This is a genomic window from Paraburkholderia sp. BL23I1N1 (genome assembly GCF_003610295.1).
Lineage (GTDB): Bacteria > Pseudomonadota > Gammaproteobacteria > Burkholderiales > Burkholderiaceae > Paraburkholderia.
On record NZ_RAPV01000001.1, the window covers coordinates 3,264,538 to 3,288,371 of the forward strand.

A 23,834-nucleotide genomic window follows, 5' to 3' on the forward strand; every position below is an offset into this window, starting at 1 on the left:
TCTCCGGTTGGTTAGTTCAGCCACCGCAGAAACAGTGGTGGGTCTGGATGGATTCGAACCATCGACCCCCGCCTTATCAAGACGGTGCTCTAACCAACTGAGCTACAGACCCCTGAGTCTGTCCTGTTCACAGCCGATAAGCGTGAGCGCTCAACGCATTGACACGTTAGCTCGAGAAAGGAGGTGATCCAGCCGCACCTTCCGATACGGCTACCTTGTTACGACTTCACCCCAGTCATGAATCCTACCGTGGTGACCGTCCTCCTTGCGGTTAGACTAGCCACTTCTGGTAAAACCCACTCCCATGGTGTGACGGGCGGTGTGTACAAGACCCGGGAACGTATTCACCGCGGCATGCTGATCCGCGATTACTAGCGATTCCAGCTTCACGCACTCGAGTTGCAGAGTGCGATCCGGACTACGATCGGTTTTCTGGGATTGGCTCCACCTCGCGGCTTGGCGACCCTCTGTTCCGACCATTGTATGACGTGTGAAGCCCTACCCATAAGGGCCATGAGGACTTGACGTCATCCCCACCTTCCTCCGGTTTGTCACCGGCAGTCTCCCTAGAGTGCTCTTGCGTAGCAACTAGGGACAAGGGTTGCGCTCGTTGCGGGACTTAACCCAACATCTCACGACACGAGCTGACGACAGCCATGCAGCACCTGTGTTATGGCTCCCTTTCGGGCACTCCCACCTCTCAGCAGGATTCCATACATGTCAAGGGTAGGTAAGGTTTTTCGCGTTGCATCGAATTAATCCACATCATCCACCGCTTGTGCGGGTCCCCGTCAATTCCTTTGAGTTTTAATCTTGCGACCGTACTCCCCAGGCGGTCAACTTCACGCGTTAGCTACGTTACTAAGTCAATGAAGACCCAACAACTAGTTGACATCGTTTAGGGCGTGGACTACCAGGGTATCTAATCCTGTTTGCTCCCCACGCTTTCGTGCATGAGCGTCAGTATTGGCCCAGGGGGCTGCCTTCGCCATCGGTATTCCTCCACATCTCTACGCATTTCACTGCTACACGTGGAATTCTACCCCCCTCTGCCATACTCTAGCCCGCCAGTCACAAATGCAGTTCCCAGGTTAAGCCCGGGGATTTCACATCTGTCTTAGCGGACCGCCTGCGCACGCTTTACGCCCAGTAATTCCGATTAACGCTTGCACCCTACGTATTACCGCGGCTGCTGGCACGTAGTTAGCCGGTGCTTATTCTTCCGGTACCGTCATCCCCCCACCGTATTAGGGCGGAGGTTTTCTTTCCGGACAAAAGTGCTTTACAACCCGAAGGCCTTCTTCACACACGCGGCATTGCTGGATCAGGGTTGCCCCCATTGTCCAAAATTCCCCACTGCTGCCTCCCGTAGGAGTCTGGGCCGTGTCTCAGTCCCAGTGTGGCTGGTCGTCCTCTCAGACCAGCTACAGATCGTCGCCTTGGTAGGCCTTTACCCCACCAACTAGCTAATCTGCCATCGGCCGCCCCTGTAGCGAGAGGTCCTAAGATCCCCCCCTTTCCTCCGTAGAGCGTATGCGGTATTAATCCGGCTTTCGCCGGGCTATCCCCCACTACAGGACACGTTCCGATGTATTACTCACCCGTTCGCCACTCGCCACCAGGGTTGCCCCCGTGCTGCCGTTCGACTTGCATGTGTAAGGCATGCCGCCAGCGTTCAATCTGAGCCAGGATCAAACTCTTCAGTTCAAACCTGTTACTGTTTTTCGGTCTCTTTCGAAACCGGTCGCTCACTCAACGTACTGACGAATGATCATCCTGCCAGCATGAATCCATACCAGCAGGAAAACCTTCCTTTAATACTAGTGTGAGACTTGATACTTTCGCTTACGCCAGATCCCGAAAGATCCGGCTCGCGTCGCGCATCAAGCGCCCACACTTATCGGCTGTTAATTTTTAAAGATCGAGTCCGCATCCACTACCAGACCGGCACCGCGCTGCAACCATCACAACACCCGGCACCGCTTCGTTCTGCGTCGCTGCATCAGCAGCAGAGAAACGAGATTATGGAGAACGACTGGCACGTCGTCAACCCCCTTTTGTGAATTTTCTTTTGGGCAAGCGCCAATCAACGCCAGAACTTGCGTCCCCGTCTAGCGCCCCTATATAGAGCAAGGAAGCAGATTGCGAGCACGTCGTGTGACGGCGCGCCAGTTCACCTATATAGTAGGAAGCCTGTCCGTCAGGCGCGGCGAACTGTCGACGCGCCGCCCGTGACGAGCGCCCGCCCTATCACCGGCGGGGCGCGAACGGACCGGCGACACGAGCGCGCAACGAAAGGTGCGCTCACAATGAGCGCGGAGGCGCAAGGTCGTATATAATGCGAGCCGCGCGAATTTCGCACATTTCTATCGGCCCGCTTCGTGCGGGCTCATCTTTTTTGCTCCCCAGAGCACAGCCAAACAACCGCGTTGAGTCACTCAGGTGATGTTGAGCCATGCTCGAAACGCCTGACGGTCGCGTCTTGCGTCTCATAGCGAAGCCTCCAGAGGAGAATACGTGAACCCTTTTGATCGCGAAGATTCGCAACACGAAACTGCCGGATACACCGCCAAAGCACCCGCTGGCCGTACAGCCAAGGGCAAGGGCGCAGGCAAAGCGATCCCCGTAGCGGCCGAACTGCCGCCGCAACAAGCCGAAGAGCGCCAGCGCCAGATGCGCGCGCTGATCCAGCTGGGCAAGGAGCAAGGCTACCTGACCCACGCGCAGATCAACGACCACCTGCCCGACAACTTCGCGCAGACGGCGGCGATCGACAGCATCGTCAGCGCCTTCAACGACATGGGCGTGCAGGTCTACGAGCAGGCTCCGGATGCGGAAACCCTGCTGCTCAACTCGAACGCCCCCGCCGTGGTGTCGGACGATCAGGCTGACGAGGAAACCGAAGTCGCGTTGTCAACCGTCGATTCCGAGTTTGGCCGTACGACCGACCCCGTGCGTATGTACATGCGCGAAATGGGCGCAACCGAGCTGCTGACCCGCGCGGGCGAAATTGCGATTGCGAAGCGCATCGAAGACGGTCTTCACGAAATGGTGCAGGCGATTGCCGCTTGCCCGCTCGCGATCTCCGCCATTCTGGCAAGCGCCCAACAGGTTGCGGACGGCGAACTGCGGATCGACGAACTGGTCGACGGCCTGAACGAAGTCACGGCCGCCGCCGAAGACGCCAACGCGAGCACGGACGCCACAGCGGACGTTGACGCCGAAGGCACCGACGATGACGACAGCGATAGCGAAGACGATGACGACGCCGGTCCGGCCGACTCCTCGGCAGCGGACGAAGCACGTCTGAAGCAACTCACGAACGATTGCCTCGAAATCTTCGCCCAGGTCGGCATCCTGTCCGATCAGATGAACGCCTCGCACACGCGCGGCGACGTCAGCTCCAAGGCCTACCTGCGCGCCCGCGAAGAGATCCAGCAGCACCTCGCGAAGATTCGCTTCACGGCTCGTACGATCGACCGCCTGTGCGGCGACGTGCAAAGCCAGGTTGCTCAGGTTCGTGCGATCGAGCGCAACATTCTGCAAATCGTGGTGACGAAGAGCGGCATGCCGCGCGAGCAGTTCATCGAATCGTTCAAGGGCCACGAAGCCGATCTGGGTTGGACCGATCGTGCCGCGCGCGGTGCATCGTCATTTGGCGCCGCGCTGGAGCGCCATCTGCCGGCAATCCAATCGGAACAGCAAAAGCTGATCGACATCGAGGCCACCGTTTCGCTGCCTCTCAAGCATCTGAAAGAGATCAATCGTCAGATGGTCGCGGCCGAGTCGAAGATGCGCAAGGCCAAGAGCGAGATGATCGAGGCGAATCTGCGTCTCGTGATCTCGATCGCGAAGAAGTACGTCAACCGCGGCATGCTGTTCCTCGACCTGATCCAGGAAGGCAACATCGGTTTGATGAAGGCGGTGGACAAGTTCGAATACCGCCGCGGCTGGAAGTTTTCGACGTATGCAACCTGGTGGGTTCGCCAGGCCGTCACGCGCTCGCTCGCCGATCAGGCGCGCACGATTCGCGTGCCGGTGCACATGATCGAAACGATCAACAAGCTCAACCGCATTTCGCGCGAGATCCTGCAGCAGACCGGTCAGGAAGCCCATCCGTCGGTGCTGGCGGAGCGCATGGAATTGTCGGAAGAGAAGGTGCGCGGCATCCTGAAGATCGCCAAGCAACCGGTGTCGATGGAAACGCCGGTCGGCGACGACGGCGACGCCACGCTCGGCGACATGATCGAAGACTCGGCAGCTTCCTCGCCGGCTGACGCAGCGATGCAGGCCGACTTGCGCGCTGCCATCGACGACGCGCTCGACTCGCTGTCGCCGCGCGAAGCGAAGGTGCTGCGTATGCGTTACGGCATCAACACGAAGTCGGACCACACGCTCGAAGAAGTCGGCAAGCAGTTCGACGTCACGCGCGAGCGGATTCGTCAGATCGAGAGCAAGGCCATGCGCAAGCTGATGCATCCGAGCCGCGCAGACCGTCTGAAGTCGTTCCTCGACCGTTAATCAAGCTGTTGCGCTTGTCGTGCGTCATGCACGGCAAGCGCGCCTCCCTCTCAGCCTCCCCCAACTGTCCACAGAAATTGTTCGCAAGCCTGTGGATATCCTGAGCAAGAGTCACCCAAGTCGTTGAGTCTATTGGCTTTCAGACCAGCGCTTCCAACAGCTCGCACGGCTCACGGCTTCTCGCACATCGCCTGAACTGCCGCCCATTGCTGCGCCGTCAACGCGCTGTCGCCGAGCGGCGATCCTTGACTTCGATTTTCCCGATCGATCGTACGCGGATGATCCGACAGGAATTCAATCGCACGACTGGCGCTGCCGCTACGTTTTTCGGTCAATGCAAAAAATGCGGCAAGCCCATCACTGCGCAATCCGCTCGCTTGCAGATAGGCAACGCCGTTCGCGTCGGCGAGTCGCTCCATATCGCGGCTGTACGACAAACCCACCAATCGCCCTGCCAGCGAAGACACGTCTGCAAAACCAAGATTGATGCCGAACATCGTGCTGATCACGCTGATACCGGCGCCGCGAAACAACGCGGTCAACGGATCGCGCCGCGCGATATGTCCGGTCTCGTGCGCCATCACGCCGGCCAGTTGATCAGGATTGCCAACCTGTTCGAACAGGCCCCGCATGATTATCATGCGGGTTCCCGGCAGCGTCAGGGCGTTGACGGTCTTGCTGTCGATGACCACCACGCGTACCGGTTGCGCTATCCCCGCGGCATGGGCCAACCGCGCTTCGAGTTGCTCGAGCGCGCGTTGTCCGTCGTCGCCGCGGCACACGCGATGTTTGCCGACCACGACCGACTCAACCATCTCGCCAAGCCGGTTTTCCGCGCTTCGGGGCACAAGCGCCGCGCCAACCGCTGGCAGTCGCGCGACGAGCACGAACGCAAGCGCCACTGCCGCCACGCCGACCATGATCCAACCCAGATAATGCCGGCGCTGCATGCGCGATACCGGCATCTGCACGGGCAGTGACAAGGCGTCGGTCAACACGCGGCCCAACTCGCCCTTGCACGACAACGCGACTCGTCCTTCCGGGTCAGGCTCGCCGACGATCAGCCGTGCACGCGGCCAAATCGCCAGTTCCCCATCGACGCCGTCGATCGACAGAAACGCCTCGCTCCAGCGCAGCGTTGCCGCGTGAGGCGCGGCACTGCGGCCGTCGTAATAGCGTGTGCCGGTGGGAACAGGAGGTTCCAAACCGCGTCAGAACGCGCCGCCATGATCGAGCAGGTTCAGCATGCCCTCGCCCGTGCGCGGCGGCGTCTGATCGCTTTGACCGAGCGTCTGCGGGTCGAGTTGACCGGACACCTGCAGCGTATCGGCGGCGAACCGCATCACGCGGTGCAACACGATCGGCAGACCCAGACCCAGCGTAAAGACGATGATCGCCAGATTGCCCAGCACCATGCCGAGCAGACGCCCAGCGGTGATGCTGCTGCCGAAACGCAGTTGCGTGCCGAGCGTCGTGTTGCCCATCACATGGCGTGTCACCAACGCCAGATAGAAGCATTGGATCAGCAACGCGCCGACGATGAACAGCACATAAAACAGGAACAGCGAACCGAATGCGGCAAACGCAGCGGGATCATGGGCCTTCATCGGCGCATGCCCGATGGGCAGCAGCGCCACGAAGCTCTTGAAGAAAATGGTTCCGAGCACGACGAGCAGCGCGACGATGCCCAAGAACGTGCCGACGAACGCGCCATACAGCGCGCCTGCACGGCCTTCAAAATGAAACGGCAGGCTGCCGAAACTGCTCGCATTGATTCGGCGCTCCGCAAGACGCATGGACACCCACGGCACCATCTGTCCAAGCGTGACGATGCACAGCAGGCCATACAGCAATACATAGACGCCGTAGACCCACGATGAGCCGGTCATGCCCCCGCGAATCCCGCACCATTGGGTGCGGCTCAGGCGGTATCGCTGCGCACTGAAATACGCTCCCGCCGCGACCACCGCAATCACGATGTAGAGGACGATGATCGGCAAGACGGCCAGCGCGGCGCTCCCTGTGATTGCGCGCAGAATCCCGCTGAGAATGACTGCACCGACGATCGCTCCGAACATAATCGCAATCGCCAGCAGAAAGCCCTTGAACAATTCGCCGCCGGTTCCGGTGTACTCAAAACGCTCACCTTGAAAACGCATGCGCGACCAGATATATCGACGGTTATTCGTGGTGGCCCAAAAACGATAAATGCCGAGCGTGATGATCTGCAGCAACAGGTTTTTGACAAATATTCCGTAGAGCTCTCCAATCGTGCCGTCGTAGCTCAACAGCGGCTGCTTCTGGTCGAGTGAGTCCATTTTTTGCTTCCCCTAGCTGGCAATATACGTTTTTGTGACCCGCGTGCGCGTAGGCGTCGCGGGCGGGTGGTCTTTCCCGTGTAAAACTGACTGAGCTGTGTGAAAATTTGCAATCCGGCTCGCAGGAGTAGCAGGCCGATAAGCGCGATGATTACACGCTTCTCTTTAAATTTAAACAGACTTCAAATCTGACCATTCACCCCCTCGTTGAACGAATAGTCAGCCGGCAAACCAACTCATTTCGCATAGCTTTAAAAACGTCAAACGCGGTGACTCGCCAACCGCTTCAAGGCATCACGAACGTCTTCACAAGCGTCAGCTCGCCCGGCTTACGCATTGGCACCCGAATCGTTTCGCTCTTCTCGTTGGGCGCATTTTCGTTCGTGATGATCGTCACCTGAGCGACGGTCATATCGCTGCCGCTGTTTCCGTTGCCGTAGTAATTCACGTAGATCAGATACGTGCCCTTCAACGGCGCCGACGACGAGTAAATCTCCGGCCCATAGCCGGTCGTCACATCCACGTCGAGCGCGCCGCCGTTCGGTGCAACGCGGTCGCCATACCAGGTATGCACGCCGTCCGGCGAGACCACATGCAAGTCCAGATCGGTGCCGTCGGTGTCCCATGCGAGTAGCACGCGCAACTTCGGCTGCGTTTTGCCGCTGTACGCGTCGTAAAACTGCACGCGCTTGCGCGACCCGTCCGGTGCCCGCAATTCAACGCTGTTGCTGCCGGACGGAAACGCGTAAGGCCGCGAGAACTTGCCGTCTTCTTCAACGCGCTGCGGCAACGGCGTACCGTCGACCACCAGTGTGCCCACCGTGGTGCCCTTCTTCTTCGGGGCGTTACGGATTTGTCCTTCGATCAGCGCGAACTTCGACTGGCCTTCCGGCGTCGACACCGACACCGCCGGGTAATGCACATCCTGCGTATAGCGCTCGCTGTCGCCGCTGGTGTTGCGCCAGCCGTTCAGCGGCGCGGCGAAGTCGATATCGCTCGCGTGCGCCGCCGTCGCAGCCTGCAAACAGGCGACAGCGAGCACCACCCGGCAAGCCTTCACCCAACCCGTCGTCTTGAACTTCATCGTCACTGCTCCCATCTCGCTGTCAGAGTCGCTCGCTTTTCACGAGCAGCAGGTCGCCGATCTTGCGCAGCGGCACGACTCTCGTTTCGCGCCGTTCGTTCGGCGTGTTTTCATTGAAGACCAGCGTCAACGTCGCGGTAATCACGTCGCGCTCGTGCGCGGCGGCGTCGAAGTCATAGCCGGTCGAATCGAAGTTGCCCCAGTAGTTCAGAAAGAACAGCCACGTACCGTGCTCGGGCGCCGACGACGAAAATATTCCCGGACCCGCGCCGTCCACCGAATCGACGTCGAAGCCGCTGCCGTCTTCGAGCGTGGGGTTGGCGAAGAACGCGTGCAGACCGTCCGGCGTGATCACGTGCAGATCCACCTGCGCTTTCGGATCATCCCACGTGACGATCGCGCGCAGCTTGGCCTGCGGCTTGCTGCGGTCGGCTTCGTAGAACTGCATGCGCTGGCGCTGTTTGCCGTCGGCGGAAATCAGTTCGATGCTGTTCGAGCCCGCGCCGAAGGCCCACGGACGCGCGAATGCGCCTTCGTCGTCGGTATAGAGCGGCGTGGGGTTGCCGTTGACGACCAGCGTGGGCGGCTTGCGCGCGTGTTTGTCGAAGCGCTTCAGGCGCCCTTCGATCAGCGTGCGATAGCGTTGCGCGCCGCGGTCGACTGGCAACCGGGGATACGCTGCGACGAAGTGCTCGCCTTCGTTCGTCAGTCCGCTGTGGCGCCACCCGCCGAATGCGCCGGTGAGATCGGCGAGCGCGCTGCTGCTGCCGTCCGCGCCTGCTGCTTGTACGTTCATTGCGGTAGTTGCCGATAGCGTAGCCACGATAAAGGCGACTGCCGTGCGAGATCGGACGCGGCGCATAAGCGGTGCGACACGCCGTGCTACAAGCGGCGCAAAAAGCGATGCAATAAGCGGTGCCGTAAGCAGCGTCGCAGGGAGCATTTGCGAAAGCGGGCGCGGGCGCGAGACCGTGTTCATTGGATCGGATTGTCAGTGCGAATCAGCGTGCGCGCGGTACGTTCGACGAACGCTTCATCAAGGCCACGCGGATGATGCTGAAACGCGAGGTGGATATATTCATGCGCCAGCGCGATGCGGTCCTCTTCGGTCTGCAAGCGGTACACGTACACGCGATTGCGCTGCGCGTCCGCATAGGGCCGTCCTTCGCGCACGGCGCACACGGCCGGCAAATCGGGCGTCTCGTAGCCCGCCGCGCCGTCCATACGCCTCGCCCACAACGGCGCATTGCGCTGCAGCCATTGCTGCGCGCCGGCCACCTGGACGCAATCGCCGGACAGCGGGCTCTCGAACGACGTCATGGTCGCCTGCGGCCAGGTACGCGAGAGAATGGCGTCGAAAGTGAGACCGGTTTGCGCGGATGCCTTCGCGGCCAGCCAGCTCATCTGACCAGGCGCGGCCTTGTCGTGGTGATACTGAACCGGCACGCCGGTGAGCACCAGCGCGTCGGTCAGATCGGCCGCTCGGCGTGTGGCAGCGGTCGGCGCGCGCGGCAGGACGCGCTGCGTGCTGCTGCTGTCGTCGATACGGAAACAGCCGTGATCGTGGTTGCCGTGCTGCACGACGTAGGACCGCGCCGCCACCGCCAACGCTTTCGCCGCTTCCGGCTGGCTCGTATCGCCTTCGCGCTCGACCACCCGCGCGACGTAGTCATTCATGCCGAAGCGCCCAACCACTTGTGGCGCACCTGCGTCGTCACGATCGAGCCGAAGCTCGCCGCGGCTTTCCACACGCGCCCAGTTACCGTTGACGAAGCCGATCCGGAAATCGCCACGCAGCGGGCCGTCTGGCACCGCTGCCGGCCCCTTGTCGCCGAGCACCTGACGAATCGGATAGCGGCTGAAGAAATCGACCAGTACGCACGCGTTGTCGTCGGGCACGGCGACTTGCGTGAGCAACGGCGCGATGCGCGGCGCGGCGTCCGCCAGCACGCGCGCGCTGCCGCCGGGGCCGCCCAGCCACACCGGCGTGCCGTCGGCAAGCCAGCCTGCCGCACCGCCGATCGAGGCGCCGGGCCGGGCCGGGTCCGGCATGGTCCAGGTTTTGGCACGCAGCACGCTGCCGTAGAGCGACACGGTGCCCTCACCGCGTCCGCTGGTCAGCACCGACACCAGCGTGCTCGCCGCCGCTTCGCGCGGCCGTGCCGGCATCGCTTGCAAGGCGGCGAGCAGGTCGGCTACCGGCACGCGGCGCGTCGGTGCCATCGCGTGGAGGTCGCGCAGCCAGGCGGGCGCATGCGCGGCTGTCCAGTATTTGCGCCAATCGGCGGGATCGAGCTGCAGGCGCGCGGGCTCGAAAAAGCGTCCGCACGATTGCACCAGCGCATGTTCACGGTCGACGTGGCCGCCCGTCATGCAGCAATACACATCTTCCGGATCGCCGCCGCGGCAGGTGTAGTCCGGCGTGGCGATATTGCGGTCAACCAGATAGCCGTAGACGAACAGTTTCCAGACGCTGCCGAGCGGCGTCTCCAGCGTTGTAGGTAAGGGACGTGCGGACTGAGGCGTGAGGCTGTCTGCGGCGGCGCCGGCGTTGAACTGCCACAACTGCGATTGGCCGTCGTGCAACCAGGCGAAGCGCAGCAATTGCGCCGAGGGAGCGGCTGACGGCGAGCCTGGCGATGCGATTGACGTCGACTTTGGCAATGAACTTGGCGACGACTGTGACGGCACATTTAACGATGAGTTCGTCGTCGATCTCGATGACACGATCGGCGACGAGCTTGCCGCAGCCGCAGGAGACACTGTCGACGACAATGCAGCCGCCGCCGTCGCCCCCGCACTACTAAAAACACACCCCGCTCCCACGACAAGCGCAATCCGCAGCGTAGCTGCCAGACGATCGCGCGAGTGCCGGAGAGCGGAGAACATAACAGTCTCGCTTACTGAATACGCAGAGTCGTCATGCGATCGCTCTTGCCGCCTTCGAACGCCTTGGCGTCCGGCTGATACATGCGGAAGTAGCGCGCTGGCGGCAACGCAAACGTGCCCGGCAACGCAAAGCGCACCAGTTGCCGCAGCGTCACCGGACGATCGAGCAAGGGCACCGGCTGGTGATAGGCCAACTCACCCATCTCATACGACGCGGCACGCGCGAACGGCTGCGGACCGCTTACCCCTTCTTTCGCGCCAGGCAAACCGTCGATCGACACGCCCCAGCTCGTCGCCTCGACATCGCCGCCCGGCGGCAGCGGCACATCGAGCAGACCGTAGTGGTACGCGTTGCCGGAGCGCGGCGTGAGCGTGACTTCGTCGACGTACAGCGCATTGCTGTCGATTGCATCACCCTGCTTCACGAGACGCGCGGTGAATGCCGAGCGACCCAGTTGGCTCTCGGCGCCCCCCGCCTTCTTCGGATCGACCTTCACTTCGAGCGGCTCCAGCTTGTAGAAACGGCGTTCGACGGTGATGTTGAGACGGCTGTCTTCGCTCGTATGGCTGCGGAAGGAGACCAGTGCGTTGACGTCGGTGCGCGCGGCGCCTGCATCGAGCGTGGTTGGTAATCCCCCACTGGGATTTCCTCCGGAACTCGCCACACCCACCCACTTCCAGAGCGGCGTGCCGGTCGGCGTCACAGTGCGCGTCCAACCCGCGCCTTGCAGCGACGGCAGCGAAGCCGGCGCCGCGTCGCCGCCAAGCGCCTTACGCACCCACAGCAATGTCAGCGCACGATCGAGCGTCGGATAGTCTGCGCTGCTCTTCGCGAGCAAGGCCGATGCATCGACCGCCGCGCCGCCGTTGCCACCTGTCATATAAAGCAAGCTCTGTACGAGCGGTGCCGGATCGTTAGCCAACGCCATACGCGCGGCGCTCGCCGCAGCATCGAAGCCATCCGGCAGTTGAGCGCTCACGCTGCGCGCCAAGTTGGCGATCAGCAGCGTCGCCATCTGCTTGCCGCGCGGCGAATCGGCTTGCGCGAACACGATGCTGTCCGACGCGCCATATGTGCCATTGCGAGCAGGCGTAGCAGCCTTGGCCGAAGCCGCTGCGTCGCTCGTCAAATCCGCCGCGACACCCGCAACCGGCGTCGCGACCGGCAAGCCCATCTGCTGCATGAACCACAACGCCAGCGCGCGATGCAACAGCGGCTCTTTCGCACCGGCATCGCGATAGACGTCCATCGCGTGCTGCCAGTTGTCCGCGGGCAGCGTAATGCCGAGGCTACGGCTCGCGAGCCAGTCCGCGTAGTACGCATAGGCGGTTATCAGCGAACTGCCGCCGGTCGTATCGCCCCACCAGCCGAACGTGCCGCCGACACCCGCCAGCATCGCCAGACGTTGGCGCTGATTGCGCAGCAGCGCTTCAAGCCCCTGCGTCGAACTCGAATTGTCGCCGCGGCCAATGGCATCGTGCGCCAGCGCCAAAGGAATCAGGCGGCTCGACGTCTGCTCGGCGCAACCGTACGGGTAATTGATCAGATCGTCGGCGACGCGCGCAAATTGGCTCGCAGCGCTGCCGATGAACCGCACGCTGACGTCCTGCGCATCTTGCGGCAGATTGAGCGGCTTATTCGAGCCGTCGAGCGCCACCGTGTTCTGATGCAGATCGAGCCAACCGCTCGCATCGAGATGAATGGTGGTCTGCAAGCGATCCACATCCTTACCCGCACGGCGCAGGGTCGCGTTGACCTCACCCGCCTTCAGCGCACCCGTCGGCAGTCGCAGATAGTGGGCGCCGCGCTTGAGCGTGACCTTCTGATTCAACGAGAGACCGCCGCCGTCGACCACCCACTCGGCCTCCATATCCGCGTCGGTCTGATTGAAGGCGATCATGTCGATGGCCGGTTGATCGTTCACGCGGAAATGCGAAGGCCCGCTCCACTTGAGATACAGCGCCTTGTCCGAGCGCACGTAGGCGGTGCGCTGACCGACCATGCCGTCCGGCGCCGCCGCGCGCACGGTGACGCGCCAGCGGGCCAGCGAGTCCGGCATCTTGAAGGTCATGGTGGCGTGACCGTTCGCGTCGGTCTTCAGCGTGCCTTCCCACGCGGCCGTGTCCTGATCGTCACGACGCGGCCGTTCGAGCACCTTCACGCCGCGCTCGTTGTAGTTCGCGCGTTGCGGGCCGCCCGGCGCGCCCTTCAATGGCGAGCGCGCAAGGTCGTACGTAATGAACGACAGACTCGACGACGTCCGCACATTGTTGCGACGCGGATGATAGAAAAAGTCGACGATATTCGGCGCGATTTCCGGCTGCAACACGTAGACCATTTCATCGACCACGCTCACCGTCAGGTTCGCCGCTTCCGGTTTGCCGTTCAGCGTGCTGTCGAAGTTCAGCGTGACCGTATCGCCCGGACCGTACACCGGCCTGTCGCTCTTCACGTTCAGTTCGATCTGCGGCTGCGCGACCACGATGCCCGCGTTCTGGAACACGTATTCGCCGGCATGCACGTACAGCACCGAGAAAGTCATGTTCGGCGCGAATTCCTGACCGACCTTGATGCGTGCTTTCCATTGCGAGGGCGCCACGCGTTGCAGTTGCAGCCAGTCGCCGCCTGATGTCAGCAACGCCCGATGTTCGACGTTGTCGCGCTCGAGCGTCAGCAACGCATCGTCGACCGGGATCGGGAAGGTGATCAGCGCTTCAGCGGTATCGCCGATCTTGTACTTGTCGCGATCGAATACGATCTCGACGCTGCCCGGAATCGCCTTCAGACCATCGCCCGCCACCCAATGGCTCGCGGCGGCGAGCAGATTGCCGGTGTCGTCCTTGACGGACAGCATGTACGAACCCGGCTCGTCGAATTGCACCGGGAATGACAGCTTGCCGCCTGGCGTTGCACCTTTGAGTGCGCCTTCGCCATGCGTTTGCGATTCGAGTCGCGTCCATTCCCACTTGGCCGGCGCATGCGCAGACGGATCGATCGACCCGAGCGCTTGCAGATCGAAATTGACCGCTTCCTTCGGCTGTGAAAACGACTTGGCAGACGACAGGCGATAAGGCGTCGCCCCGCGCGCGATCAACACCTCACGCGTCACACGCACCTTGTACGCCGCACCATCCTGCGCGAACAGCGTCAACGCATAACGGCTCGGTTCTTTGGCGGCGGGCAGCGTGAGGCTCGCGTTGCCGTCGCTATCGGTGGTGAGTTCCTGCTGTTCCAGTTTGACCGGAAACAACCCTGCATAACGCAGCTCACCATCCACAATCGTCACTTTCTGCGCACGCAGCGTGACCGAGACCTTGCTGTCACGCACTGGCTTGCCGTCCGGATAGCGCAACTGGATTTTGCCCTTCAATTGCTCGCCGGTTGCGTAGTCGGCTTTATCCATCGACAGATTGGCGTCGAAATGCGGTTTCACATATTCAGCGACGCGAAATGCGCTGCCGTATACATCGCCGTTGTAGTCGAAGCGCAGCGTATAGCCGCCGGCGGTGGCATCGGCGGGAAGTGTAAAGGACGCATCCGCGCCAGTGTCGGAAGCAAAATGCACCTTGCTGGTCGCCACCGGCGAGCCGTTCGGATCGAGTACGTCGAGCTTGATATCGGCCTCGGCGGGCGCGGTGGATTGCGTCGCGTTCTGGAACGTGCGGCCGATGAACTTCACATGCACCGCGTCGCCCGGACGGTACATCGGACGGTCGGTCACCGCGTAGATCTTGGTGTTGTAGATCTCGCTGTCGTAATAGAAATTCTCCGAGACGAACACGCCGCCTTGCGGATCGATGCCAAGCACGTAGCTACGCTCGGGGCTCACGTGTTGCAACATCAGCGCGCCGTCGTTGCCGGTGGTGCCGCTTTGCAGCACGCCTACACCGTCAGTCCAGTTCACGTCCGTATTCGCGACCGGCTTGCCGTTATCGCGCCGTGCAGTCCACACCAGCATGCCGCTCGACGCCGCTTTCACGACCGCGACCGTGTCCGACACAAACAATAAGGTATGCGCACGATAGTTGCCGATCACGGCCTCGACGATATACAGCCCCGGCGGCAGTTTGCCGACTGGAATCATCACGTTGCCCGAACTCGCTTCGATGAAGTTACTGCTGCTGCCTTGGAGATTCACGCCCTTCGGCGGCTCGATCACCTTCGCGTCCCAGATCGGATAGCGAAAGCGAGCGACCATGTCATAGCCTTTCAGCGGCGCGAACTGCGAGTTCTGCTGGAATTGCGTCTGCTTGCCGGTCTGCTCGCCGAGTTTGAATTGCGGCGCGGCTTCGGTCGCCTTGCTGCGCGTCGCGAACGACAGCACGCGCTGCCAGGCGCGGCGTGCTTCGGTGAACCAACGGTCCCACAGATAAGCCAGCGTATTCGCCAGCCCTTCGCCCTGATAATTCGGCGCGACATTCAAGCGATGCAGATTCTTCTGCGCCTTCAAAAAGTCCAACGGCTTCGGCACGCGATATACGACGATGTCCGCGCCGCCATACGCTTGCAGCGCATCCTTGAACTCGCGGCCGGGCGCCTCAAGCCGCACCTGCGCCAACTGATCGCTGCCGAAGCTCGCATCCGAGAGCAGGAAGAACGGCTGGCCGTCAACCTTCTGCGAAGCGAAGTTGCTCGACGGCGCGGCTTGCAACGTCGGGTTCGCGGCGATGTTGGTATCGGCGGCGGTGCTGGATGCGTCGTCGTCGGCATAGGCCGTTGGTGCGATAACAAGCGTCATGGCCGCGACAAGCGCGACCACGGTAAAACCGATGCGACGATGCAACTTGCCGAGCCAGGCGCGCGACGCGGTGACGGAATTCATTCGGGTCATGGTGTCAGAAAGTCCAAACGAAACACGCCAACGAAATTCGGATTGCCGTCGAGCGGCTGCCAGCGGGAATCTTTCCATTGCATCAGGTCGGAGACGGCCACGGCGCGCAGACCGGTATCGGTCGGCGTAACGGTGCCTGTGTGATAAGCGATGTAGCGATCCAGCCAGATCATCAGATGCTGGTCGTCGCCCTGGTCGAAGAACAGCAGGTCGCCGGGCAGCGCCTGGTTGACGTCCTTCGAAACGAACCGGCTATTGCGTTGAATCAGCGCGATCGCCGAGGCATACGCGCCGGTGGAACCGTCGAGTTGAGTCCAGCGATTCGCGATTCCGCGTTGCGATGCGGACAACTGCAATTCGGGCGGCATGCTGCTGGTGTCCGCGAGACTGGTCATGCCGTTGGCGCGCAGCCATTTGCTGTCATGCGGTTTGAGCGTCTCGCCGACGGCAAAGCGCACGAGACCCGCGCAATCGCGTTGCGTCCAGCGCGGCGTCGGGCCACGGCGCATTTGCTGGTCGACGATGCGGATGAACCAGGCCCGAAATGCGGCAGATTGCTGCGGCGAAAGCGCGTCGGGATCCGGCGATGCGGTGGTACTGGTCAGCGCATTCGCATAGGGCGCAAGGCCGGCCATGAGGAGCGCCGACGCAGCGCACGCGAGCCACATACGGCGAGCGGCGGACGACGTGCCGTACACGTGAGCGCTTGCATGCGCTGTGGGCGCACGCTCAGGCGCATGCGCCATGACACGCCCATGCGTCGTGGATGTCACCTCAGAGACGTGAAGACGGCGCATTCAATCGCCCTCGGTGCCAGGCTGATCGACGGGCGCATTGGCCATACCGGCGTCCGCACCCGCCTTCGCGCGATCGAACCACCACTCCACCGGCACCCAGCCCGTCGAACCTGGCAAGTTCTCCGGCAGCGTCAACGAAACCGGCGGGTAGTGTGCGAGTGCATGCAGCTTCGGCACGAGATGCGTGCGCGAGGCATTGCGGAACACTGCTTCCTGATCCGCCGGCAGCGCCGCGCCCGCCTCGCGTTCGATCAACGCGGCGGCAGACGAAGGCGTCAACGTCAGAATCGTGCGCGGCAGCCGCTGCGGCGCGAGCGTATCGGCAAGGGCCGGATAGCGCTTGTCGAGCACGGCGAGCGTGTCGTCGACCAGACGCGAATCAGGCGAGAAAATCAGATAGCCGTGCGCCAGTGCGAGCGTTACCGGGAAATAACGCTCCGCCGACAGTTGCGACGCGAACGACGCCGCACTGGACAACGCGGTGCCCGAGCGTGCACTGACCGGCCGCTGCCACACGGTGACGCTGGCGCCCTGGTCATGCTTCGTGACCGGCAAGCGGCGATAGCTCGCGTCGGCGTCGCCGGATTTGGCGGCCTTTGCCTCGTACGCGCCGATCACGTCACCAAAGGTCTTGCCGAGCGCGGTTTTCAGCGCAGCGATGCTCGCCGCGTCCTGCGTCTTCACGCGAGCGACGAACACCGGCGCGATCAGCGTGGACTTCGCATACCAGCAGACGGCCGCGGGGCCGGCGAGCTGATCGCCGATTGCTGCAGCGCCCTCCGCGCCGACATCCGCAACCTTGCCCAACAGACCCGACGCTTCTTTCCAGTCGGCCGGCAAGCTCGTGCACGCCGCCGGATTGGCCGGCAAGGCGCGCCACAAGTCGGCGCTATTCCACGCCTGAGGCAACTTGCCCGGCTCGATCAGCGCGGAAGTTTGCCAGTTCGCCGCTGAGTTGCCATCCGGCGAAAAATCGAATCGCAGTGCGTCGATTCCGGAGAAAAACGCCTGATAACCAAACGACAAATAATTCGCCGACACCACCAGCCGGTGCCCCTTCGGCGCATCGCCGGGCGCGTCCAGTTGATAGGCGCGCGCTGCGTCGTCGCGGTCTGACGAAAGCATCTCGGACACGGCGTCGGCGCGCTCGTTCAGCAGGCCGCCTTTCGCGTCGAGCAGCACGCCGGGTGCGGACATCACGACAAGACGGTCGTCTTTCGTCGCGAACAGGATTGTGCGGCCGACCGCCAGCTTCAACGCATAGACGGGCACGTCGCCGGAGAGTTTGGCGACCTGGCTCAACTGCGAGTCGCTCGCGGCGACGTTGCCGAAGCTTTGCAGCAACTTCGCCAGACCGTTACGGTGCATCGACATCACCCAATAGCCAAGGCGGCCATCCGGCGAACGCCACAGCAGCACATGCGCGGGTTCGTCGAATACGCGGCGGATCAACTCATCGCGCCAGTCCAGTTGATGTTCGAATGCAAGACGCCGCAGCGCGCCTTCCGTGGACAGCCGCGTGTCGTTCGATTCGTAATAGTCAACGAAGTCCTGTGTCAGCACGTCGTGCAGCAGCGACACGCGCAAGATGTCGCGCGGCAAACGCGAGAGCGCTTCGCTGTCGATCACCGCGTCCGGGTGATGAATATCGAGCACGATTTCGCTGGTCCCGGCTGCTTTGCGATGCGCGAAGGGACGCCACACCGCCTGAATGACCACGCCAGCCACGACCAGAAGACCGACTACCAGGATTGCAATTTTTTTGCGCGACATCTTCATCTGATTTTTTCTGGTTCGATGCGACGGTATTAACGTGGATGGCCCGATGGATTAACTCATCAGGATCATTCGCGACAGACAGCGATGATAACCGATATTTTTAGCGCAAAACCAGTGGCACTCCCTATTTAACATTCACCCATGTTTCAGGAGTTTGACGAAAATATGGAACGTGAGGAATTAAACTATTAGAAAAATGCATCCATGCGAAGCAATAGCTTGAGTTTAAACGGGATGCGAAGAAGGCGGCAGGCGCCCGGTTGCTGGCGTGGGCAGAGCCCATGCGCATAGCCGGCCCCGCGTGTGAGCTTATGCCGCTTTGCCGGATCGGGATGTTTGTGCTAAATCCTTGCGATTTAGCACTTGCATAAAAAAACCCGGCTGCGCATCGCGTGCTCGCCGGGTTATTTCAAGTATTGCTCTTACTGCTTTGCGAATGCCTGCTGCATTCTTTGCACGCCGATTTCGATATCGGCTAAACCACGTTCTTCTCCACGATCGGCCGGTTTTCGAGTACGCGAGTAAAGCTCAGCGAACCCAGATCGAGCGTCGTGTAGCGGCCATGCAGAATCAATTCACTGATGCCGCGCCCGGTTGCCGGACCTTGTTGCAAACCGTGCCCGCTAAAACCATTGGCAAAAATGCAGTTATCGACGTCCGGGTGATGGCCGATGATCGCGTTCTGATCCAGCACGTTGTATTCGTAATAGCCGGACCAGCAGTTCTGCACGCGCAGCGCTTCGAATTGCGGCACGCGATGCGCGAGCGCCGGCCAGATCACGTCGTCGAAAATGGCGTGATCGACTTCATCAAGCGGCAAATCGTCGGGATCGTTGTCCGCCGACGGTGATGCACCGCAAATGAACGACTTGCCTTCAGGCCGGAAATACACACCGCTCGGATCGATCAGCAACGGGCACCGCTCGAGCCGCGCGGGCGATGTGACATTGAAAATACTGCGGCGCCGCGCGAACACCGGAAGATCAATGCCGGCCATCTGCGCGACTTTGCGCGCCCAGGCGCCCGCGGCGTTCACCACGACGTCGCAGGTGTAGACCTCGCCATTCGCAGTCTGGACTTGTGTGACATGCTTGCCGTCGCGATGCAGCGCGGTGACATCGGCGGCAACATAGCGCGCGCCGAGCGCCTGCGCTTTCTTGCGCAGCGCCTGCACGAGGCCGTAACCGTCGAACCAGCCCTCACCGCTTTCACCCAAAGCACCGGCGACAAGATCCTCCGTATTGAGCCAGGGAAAGCGCGCTTGCAATGCGCCCTGGTCGAGCAGACTGATATCGGCGCCGAGACTCTTTTGCAGCGCGTGATTTTCACGCAGCGTCGCCTCACCGGCGGGCGTGGCGAGAAACAGATAACCGCCTTCGTGCAGCTCGATCGTCGGCTTCGCTCCGTCTATCTGGAGCCGTTCGCCAATCGAGCGCAGAAACTCGATACCGAACAGCGACATCTGAATGGAAAGCGGGGTGGAGAATTGCTGGCGAATGGATGCCGCCGACAATGCCGACGACGAACGCGCATACGTCGGATCGCGTTCGATCACCGTGACGCTGACTGTCGGATCGGACAGGCGCAAGAAATACGCAATCGAGCTACCGATCACCCCACCGCCGACGATCACGACTTTGGAACTCACGTCTTACTCCACGAGTAGCGTGGCCGCTCAGAAAAGGCGGGCGGCGCAAACGGATTGCTGAAGAAGGTTGTGAACAGCGGCGCGTGAATGCGCCGCTGTTTTCTGCTGCATGCTCTACTGTTTGATTGCTTTTATTCCGTACTGCCACTAACCCGATCAGTCGATGTTGAAATCGATACCCTGTGCGAGCGGCAATGCCGACGAATAGTTGACCGTGTTGGTCGCGCGGCGCATGTAGGCCTTCCATGCATCCGAACCCGATTCACGACCGCCGCCAGTTTCCTTCTCGCCACCGAACGCGCCGCCGATTTCCGCGCCGCTCGGTCCAATGTTCACGTTAGCGATACCGCAGTCGCTGCCCGAGTCGGACAGGAAGCGTTCGGCTTCGCGCAGATCCGTCGTGAACACGCACGACGACAAACCGTGAACCGCCGCATTGTTCGCCTCGACCGCGTCCGCGAAATCCGAATAGCGCAACACGTAGAGAATCGGAGCGAATGTTTCCTTCAGCACCACCGACGTTTGCGACGGCATTTCGACAATGGCCGGGCGCACGTAGTAACCGCCTTCATAGCCTTTCACTTCGACGCGCTCGCCGCCGAACACCTTGCCGCCTTCGGCCGTGGCCTGCTGCAGCGCTTCCTGCATGCGAGCGTACGATTGCTTGTCGATGAGCGGTCCCATCAGCGTGCCCTTTTCGAGCGGATTGCCGATCGGCACCTTGCTGTACAACTGCTTAAGACGTTCGATGGTCTTGTCGTACACGCTCTCGTGCACGAACAAACGCCGCAGCGACGTGCAACGCTGCCCCGCCGTGCCGACCGCCGAGAACAGGATGCCGCGCATTGCGAGTTCGTGATCCACCGTTTGCGCGACGATGCCGGCGTTGTTGCCGCCGAGTTCGAGCAGCGAGCGGCCGAAGCGTTTCGCCACTTCAATGCCGACCGTGCGGCCCATTTCCGTGCTGCCCGTCGCGCTGACAATCGACGCACGCGGGTCGGCCACCAGCTTCGCGCCGACGTCGCGGCCACCGTTGATCAGCGCGGTCAGGCCGGCCGGGGCGTCGCCGAATTCCTGCAGCGCCTCGCCGAGAATCTGGTTGACGGCAAGCGCGGTCAGCGGCGTCTTTTCGGACGGCTTCCAGATCACCGCGTTGCCGCACACCAGTGCCAGCGCCGCATTCCACGACCACACCGCTGCCGGGAAGTTGAACGCCGAGATGACGACGCACGTCCCCATGGGATGCCATGTTTCAGCCATGCGATGGCCAGGGCGCTCCGAGGCGATCGTCAGACCGTACAACTGACGCGACAGACCGACCGCGAAGTCGCAGATGTCGATCATTTCCTGCACTTCGCCCAACCCTTCCTGCAGGATCTTGCCGGTTTCGAGCGTGATGATGCTGCCGAGCGCCTGCTTCTTTTCACGCAGACGATTGCCGAGCAGACGCACCAGCTCGCCACGGCGCGGTGCCGGGACGTTGCGCCAGGCCGTGTACGCCTCTTTCGCATTGGCGAGGGCCGTATCGACTTCCGCCACCGTGTTGCTGGCCACACGGCCGATGAGTTCGCCGGTAATCGGCGAATGAACCGCGATATCGCCGGCTTGCGCCGCGTGGGCAATGCCGAGGTCGGCGAGGATGGTGGAAGCGTTCATGAGAGTCCCTTTAATTTCCGATGCGAAACAAGAGTAAGTTCGGAAACTATACACGCGGGCGTTTATGGCGGCAAGGGTATTTGCCCGGGGCGGGGCGCCGGGTGGGGCTGTAGGGGTTTGTGAGTTTGATGCACCGTAGGGATGGCATGGCGTCGGGCGGTGCTGCAGGCCGCTGCCGCCGGGGCCTCGGTGGCGTCGTGCAACTCGCCCAACCGTTTCTTATTGGAAATTAATAGTTCCAGCCTGGGCCAGGTTGCAGTTCGCCGACGACCGACGACGGACGCGATTCGGCTGCGGCTCGCTCTGAAAGCTGCCCCCTTTTCGAATTTTTTAATTTTCTGAGGTAGCGATCGGAACAACCCATTTCGCAGCGTTCATGCAAGCGCCGCCGTAGCCCGCATGGTCAGATAGCCTTCGTGGTCTTTAGCCCACAGGTCGACAGTCCTGCCATCGGCAGAAGGTCTGCCACATACCGTAAAAGGCTGGCCAGCGAAGGTGGGCCGCAGCGCCGTGAACGCGAAGCTTTCCAGTGTTGCATCCGGTTTTTCCCGGCGCACCAGATCGACGAGGAGTGTCGCGATCAGCGGTCCGTGAACGATCAGGCCAGGGTAGCCTTCGACCTCGGTCACATACGGGTAGTCGTAATGGATGCGATGTCCGTTGAAGGTCAGCGCGGAGTAGCGGAACAACATCACCACGTCCGCATCGACAGTGCGACGCCACGTTTCGCCCTCCGGCGCGAGCGCCGCTTGCGGCGGCCGGGCGCCCTCTTGCGGCGCATCGCGGTAGACGATGTCGTGCTCTTCTTCGAGCTTTAGTTCACCGCCGGCTTCGACGGTGTGTTGCACCGTCACGAACACGAGTCGGCCCGAGCGGCCGGTCTTGTCTTCGATATTGGCGATGGTCGACGTGCGTTTCGCATGCTCGCCAACTTTGAGCGGCGCGTGGAACGTCAGGCGTCCGCCGGCCCACATGCGGCGCGGCAGCGGCACCGGCGGCAGAAATCCGCCGCGCTTCGGATGTCCGTCCGGACCGACCTCGGACAGCGGCGCGATCGGCAGAAAGTACAGCCAGTGCCAGAGCGGTGGCACCGTATCGCCACTTTCTTCCCGGTCCAGGGTCGCGGCCATTGCCGTCAGCGGGAACGCGGTGATGTCGTCTTCGGTCACCGCCTCCTTGTTGAGCCAGTCGTCGAGTTTCTCTGGAGAGGCAGACATGGGTGAGGCCTCCGAATATGCGTGTTGCGCTAAATAGGGTCTTACTATGAACCTCGCGGCACGTTTCGCGAAGTTTGCATTGTCGAGTCAAGCCTTTGCTCTTGCTCAGACTTCGAGCGGTGCGGCCATAACAATACGGGAATTGAAGAGCAAGAGTCGGAGTGCATGATCTTAGTTGCGTCATTACACTCAGTCATCACTCGATGAACCGCCTTACGGAGAATGCTCATGAATACGGTCGCGAAGGACCCGCACTCGCTGTCGCCCGAGTTGGACCTGGGGTTCGAGCCCAATCCGAAACACGCGAGGGTATTGGAGCCAGGCACTGCCTCCGATTCGCTAACGCAGCGTGTCGACGCGATCGACTGGTTCGATGCCGAAGAAGAGCTGAACGGACATGGCTGCGCGATGCTGCGCAATCTGCTCACCGCGCGGGAATGCGACGCGTTGACCGCACTCTATCCGCGCGACGATCTGTATCGCAGCCGCGTGGTGATGGCGCGGCATGGTTTCGGCCGTGGTGAATACAAGTACTTTGCGTATCCGCTACCGCATCTGATTGGTGATTTGCGCACGAAACTCTATCCGCACCTCGCACCGGTCGCAAATCGCTGGAACGAGGTGATGAAAATCGATGTGCGCTATCCGGCCGCGCACGACGAATTCGTCGAACGCTGCCACGCCGCCGGTCAGCTGCGCCCCACGCCTCTGATGCTTCAATACGCCACGGACGACTACAACTGCCTGCATCAGGATCTGTATGGCGAGCACGTCTTCCCGCTTCAGGTCGCGATTCTGCTATCCGAGCCCGGCGAGGATTTCACGGGTGGGGAGTTCGTCATGATGGAGCAGCGTCCGCGGATGCAGTCGCGCACGGAAGTCGTGCCGCTCCGCAAGGGCGACGCGGTGGTGTTTGCGGTTCATCACCGGCCGGTGCAGGGCACGCGGGGCGTGTATCGCGTGAATCTGCGGCACGGCGTGAGCCGGTTGCGGTCGGGTCACCGGCACACGCTTGGGGTGATTTTTCATGACGCGACTTGATTGAGTTCGACGCGGTATGCATCGGTCTTGCGCAGGTGGCGATGGGGTTTGG

Annotated in this window: 13 protein-coding genes, 1 tRNA gene and 1 rRNA gene; 2 read left to right on the forward strand and 13 right to left on the reverse strand. The window is 61.7% G+C overall.

Translation table 11 applies throughout. The features are described 5' to 3' along the window. Positions 1–35: 35 nt before the first annotated feature. Together B0G76_RS15235 and B0G76_RS15240 are read right to left on the reverse strand one after the other, a co-directional pair. Positions 36–112 (reverse strand) — tRNA-Ile (locus tag B0G76_RS15235). A 64-nt stretch (positions 113–176) separates the two neighbouring features. Then, positions 177–1,707 (reverse strand): 16S ribosomal RNA (locus B0G76_RS15240). 810 nt (positions 1,708–2,517) lie between these two features. Here B0G76_RS15240 and rpoD point away from each other — a divergent pair. After that, positions 2,518–4,521 carry an RNA polymerase sigma factor RpoD gene (rpoD, locus tag B0G76_RS15245; RefSeq protein WP_120293358.1) on the forward strand — a complete coding sequence of 668 codons (2,004 nt, stop codon included), beginning with the start codon at positions 2,518–2,520 and terminating at the stop codon, positions 4,519–4,521. Between the two features lie 170 nt (positions 4,522–4,691). On the opposite strand, the gene B0G76_RS15250 is transcribed toward rpoD, so the two are convergent. From B0G76_RS15250 to B0G76_RS15300, 11 genes are all read right to left on the reverse strand, one after another. After that, entirely contained in the window at positions 4,692–5,726 is a 1,035-nt protein-coding gene (locus B0G76_RS15250; RefSeq protein ID WP_120293359.1) for a M48 family metallopeptidase, read from the reverse strand. Between the two features lie 6 nt (positions 5,727–5,732). Beyond that, positions 5,733–6,839 carry a YjgN family protein gene (locus B0G76_RS15255; RefSeq protein WP_120293360.1) on the reverse strand — a complete coding sequence of 369 codons (1,107 nt, stop codon included), beginning with the start codon at positions 6,837–6,839 and terminating at the stop codon, positions 5,733–5,735. A 286-nt stretch (positions 6,840–7,125) separates the two neighbouring features. Beyond that, positions 7,126–7,923, reverse strand: coding sequence for a YfaP family protein (locus B0G76_RS15260; protein WP_120293361.1), 798 nt, complete (start codon positions 7,921–7,923; stop codon positions 7,126–7,128). A gap of 22 nt (positions 7,924–7,945) precedes the next feature. Beyond that, entirely contained in the window at positions 7,946–8,719 is a 774-nt protein-coding gene (locus B0G76_RS15265; protein ID WP_120296399.1) for a YfaP family protein, read from the reverse strand. A 179-nt stretch (positions 8,720–8,898) separates the two neighbouring features. Continuing rightward, positions 8,899–10,527 carry a DUF2300 domain-containing protein gene (locus tag B0G76_RS15270; protein WP_183082060.1) on the reverse strand — a complete coding sequence of 543 codons (1,629 nt, stop codon included), beginning with the start codon at positions 10,525–10,527 and terminating at the stop codon, positions 8,899–8,901. 296 nt (positions 10,528–10,823) lie between these two features. Next, entirely contained in the window at positions 10,824–15,644 is a 4,821-nt protein-coding gene (locus B0G76_RS15275; protein ID WP_120293363.1) for an alpha-2-macroglobulin, read from the reverse strand. Then, positions 15,641–16,312, reverse strand: a complete 672-nt coding sequence (locus tag B0G76_RS15280) for a DUF1175 domain-containing protein (RefSeq protein WP_183082208.1) — start codon at positions 16,310–16,312, stop codon at positions 15,641–15,643. The genes B0G76_RS15275 and B0G76_RS15280 overlap by 4 nt, the downstream gene beginning before the upstream one ends. A gap of 129 nt (positions 16,313–16,441) precedes the next feature. Continuing rightward, on the reverse strand, positions 16,442–18,220 hold the full coding sequence (locus B0G76_RS15285; RefSeq protein WP_120293365.1) for a DUF2138 domain-containing protein: 1,779 nt from the start codon (positions 18,218–18,220) through the stop codon (positions 16,442–16,444). Between the two features lie 475 nt (positions 18,221–18,695). Continuing rightward, the gene (locus B0G76_RS15290) at positions 18,696–19,868 is read right to left on the reverse strand and encodes an FAD-binding oxidoreductase (protein WP_120293366.1); all 1,173 of its coding nucleotides are present in this window, start codon (positions 19,866–19,868) and stop codon (positions 18,696–18,698) included. Between the two features lie 156 nt (positions 19,869–20,024). Further along, on the reverse strand, positions 20,025–21,524 hold the full coding sequence (locus B0G76_RS15295) for an aldehyde dehydrogenase family protein (RefSeq protein ID WP_120293367.1): 1,500 nt from the start codon (positions 21,522–21,524) through the stop codon (positions 20,025–20,027). 374 nt (positions 21,525–21,898) lie between these two features. Next, positions 21,899–22,741, reverse strand: coding sequence for a MaoC family dehydratase N-terminal domain-containing protein (locus B0G76_RS15300; protein WP_120293368.1), 843 nt, complete (start codon positions 22,739–22,741; stop codon positions 21,899–21,901). A 228-nt stretch (positions 22,742–22,969) separates the two neighbouring features. On the opposite strand from B0G76_RS15300, the gene B0G76_RS15305 reads away from it, so the two are divergent. Continuing rightward, positions 22,970–23,782 (forward strand): 2OG-Fe(II) oxygenase, encoded by an 813-nt coding sequence (locus B0G76_RS15305; RefSeq protein ID WP_120296400.1) that lies wholly within the window; start codon positions 22,970–22,972, stop codon positions 23,780–23,782. Positions 23,783–23,834 lie beyond the last annotated feature (52 nt).

Excerpts from the sequence above, each read along its gene's own strand:
- B0G76_RS15255 (WP_120293360.1), bottom strand. The coding sequence starts at position 6,839 with ATGGACTCACTCGACCAGAAGCAGCCGCTGTTGAGCTACGACGGCACG.
- B0G76_RS15260 (WP_120293361.1), bottom strand. The coding sequence starts at position 7,923 with ATGAAGTTCAAGACGACGGGTTGGGTGAAGGCTTGCCGGGTGGTGCTC.
- B0G76_RS15265 (WP_120296399.1), bottom strand. The coding sequence starts at position 8,719 with ATGAACGTACAAGCAGCAGGCGCGGACGGCAGCAGCAGCGCGCTCGCC.
- B0G76_RS15275 (WP_120293363.1), bottom strand. The coding sequence starts at position 15,644 with ATGACCCGAATGAATTCCGTCACCGCGTCGCGCGCCTGGCTCGGCAAG.
- B0G76_RS15280 (WP_183082208.1), bottom strand. The coding sequence starts at position 16,312 with ATGTGGCTCGCGTGCGCTGCGTCGGCGCTCCTCATGGCCGGCCTTGCG.
- B0G76_RS15285 (WP_120293365.1), bottom strand. The coding sequence starts at position 18,220 with ATGAAGATGTCGCGCAAAAAAATTGCAATCCTGGTAGTCGGTCTTCTG.
- B0G76_RS15295 (WP_120293367.1), bottom strand. The coding sequence starts at position 21,524 with ATGAACGCTTCCACCATCCTCGCCGACCTCGGCATTGCCCACGCGGCG.
- B0G76_RS15300 (WP_120293368.1), bottom strand. The coding sequence starts at position 22,741 with ATGTCTGCCTCTCCAGAGAAACTCGACGACTGGCTCAACAAGGAGGCG.
- B0G76_RS15305 (WP_120296400.1), top strand. The coding sequence starts at position 22,970 with ATGAATACGGTCGCGAAGGACCCGCACTCGCTGTCGCCCGAGTTGGAC.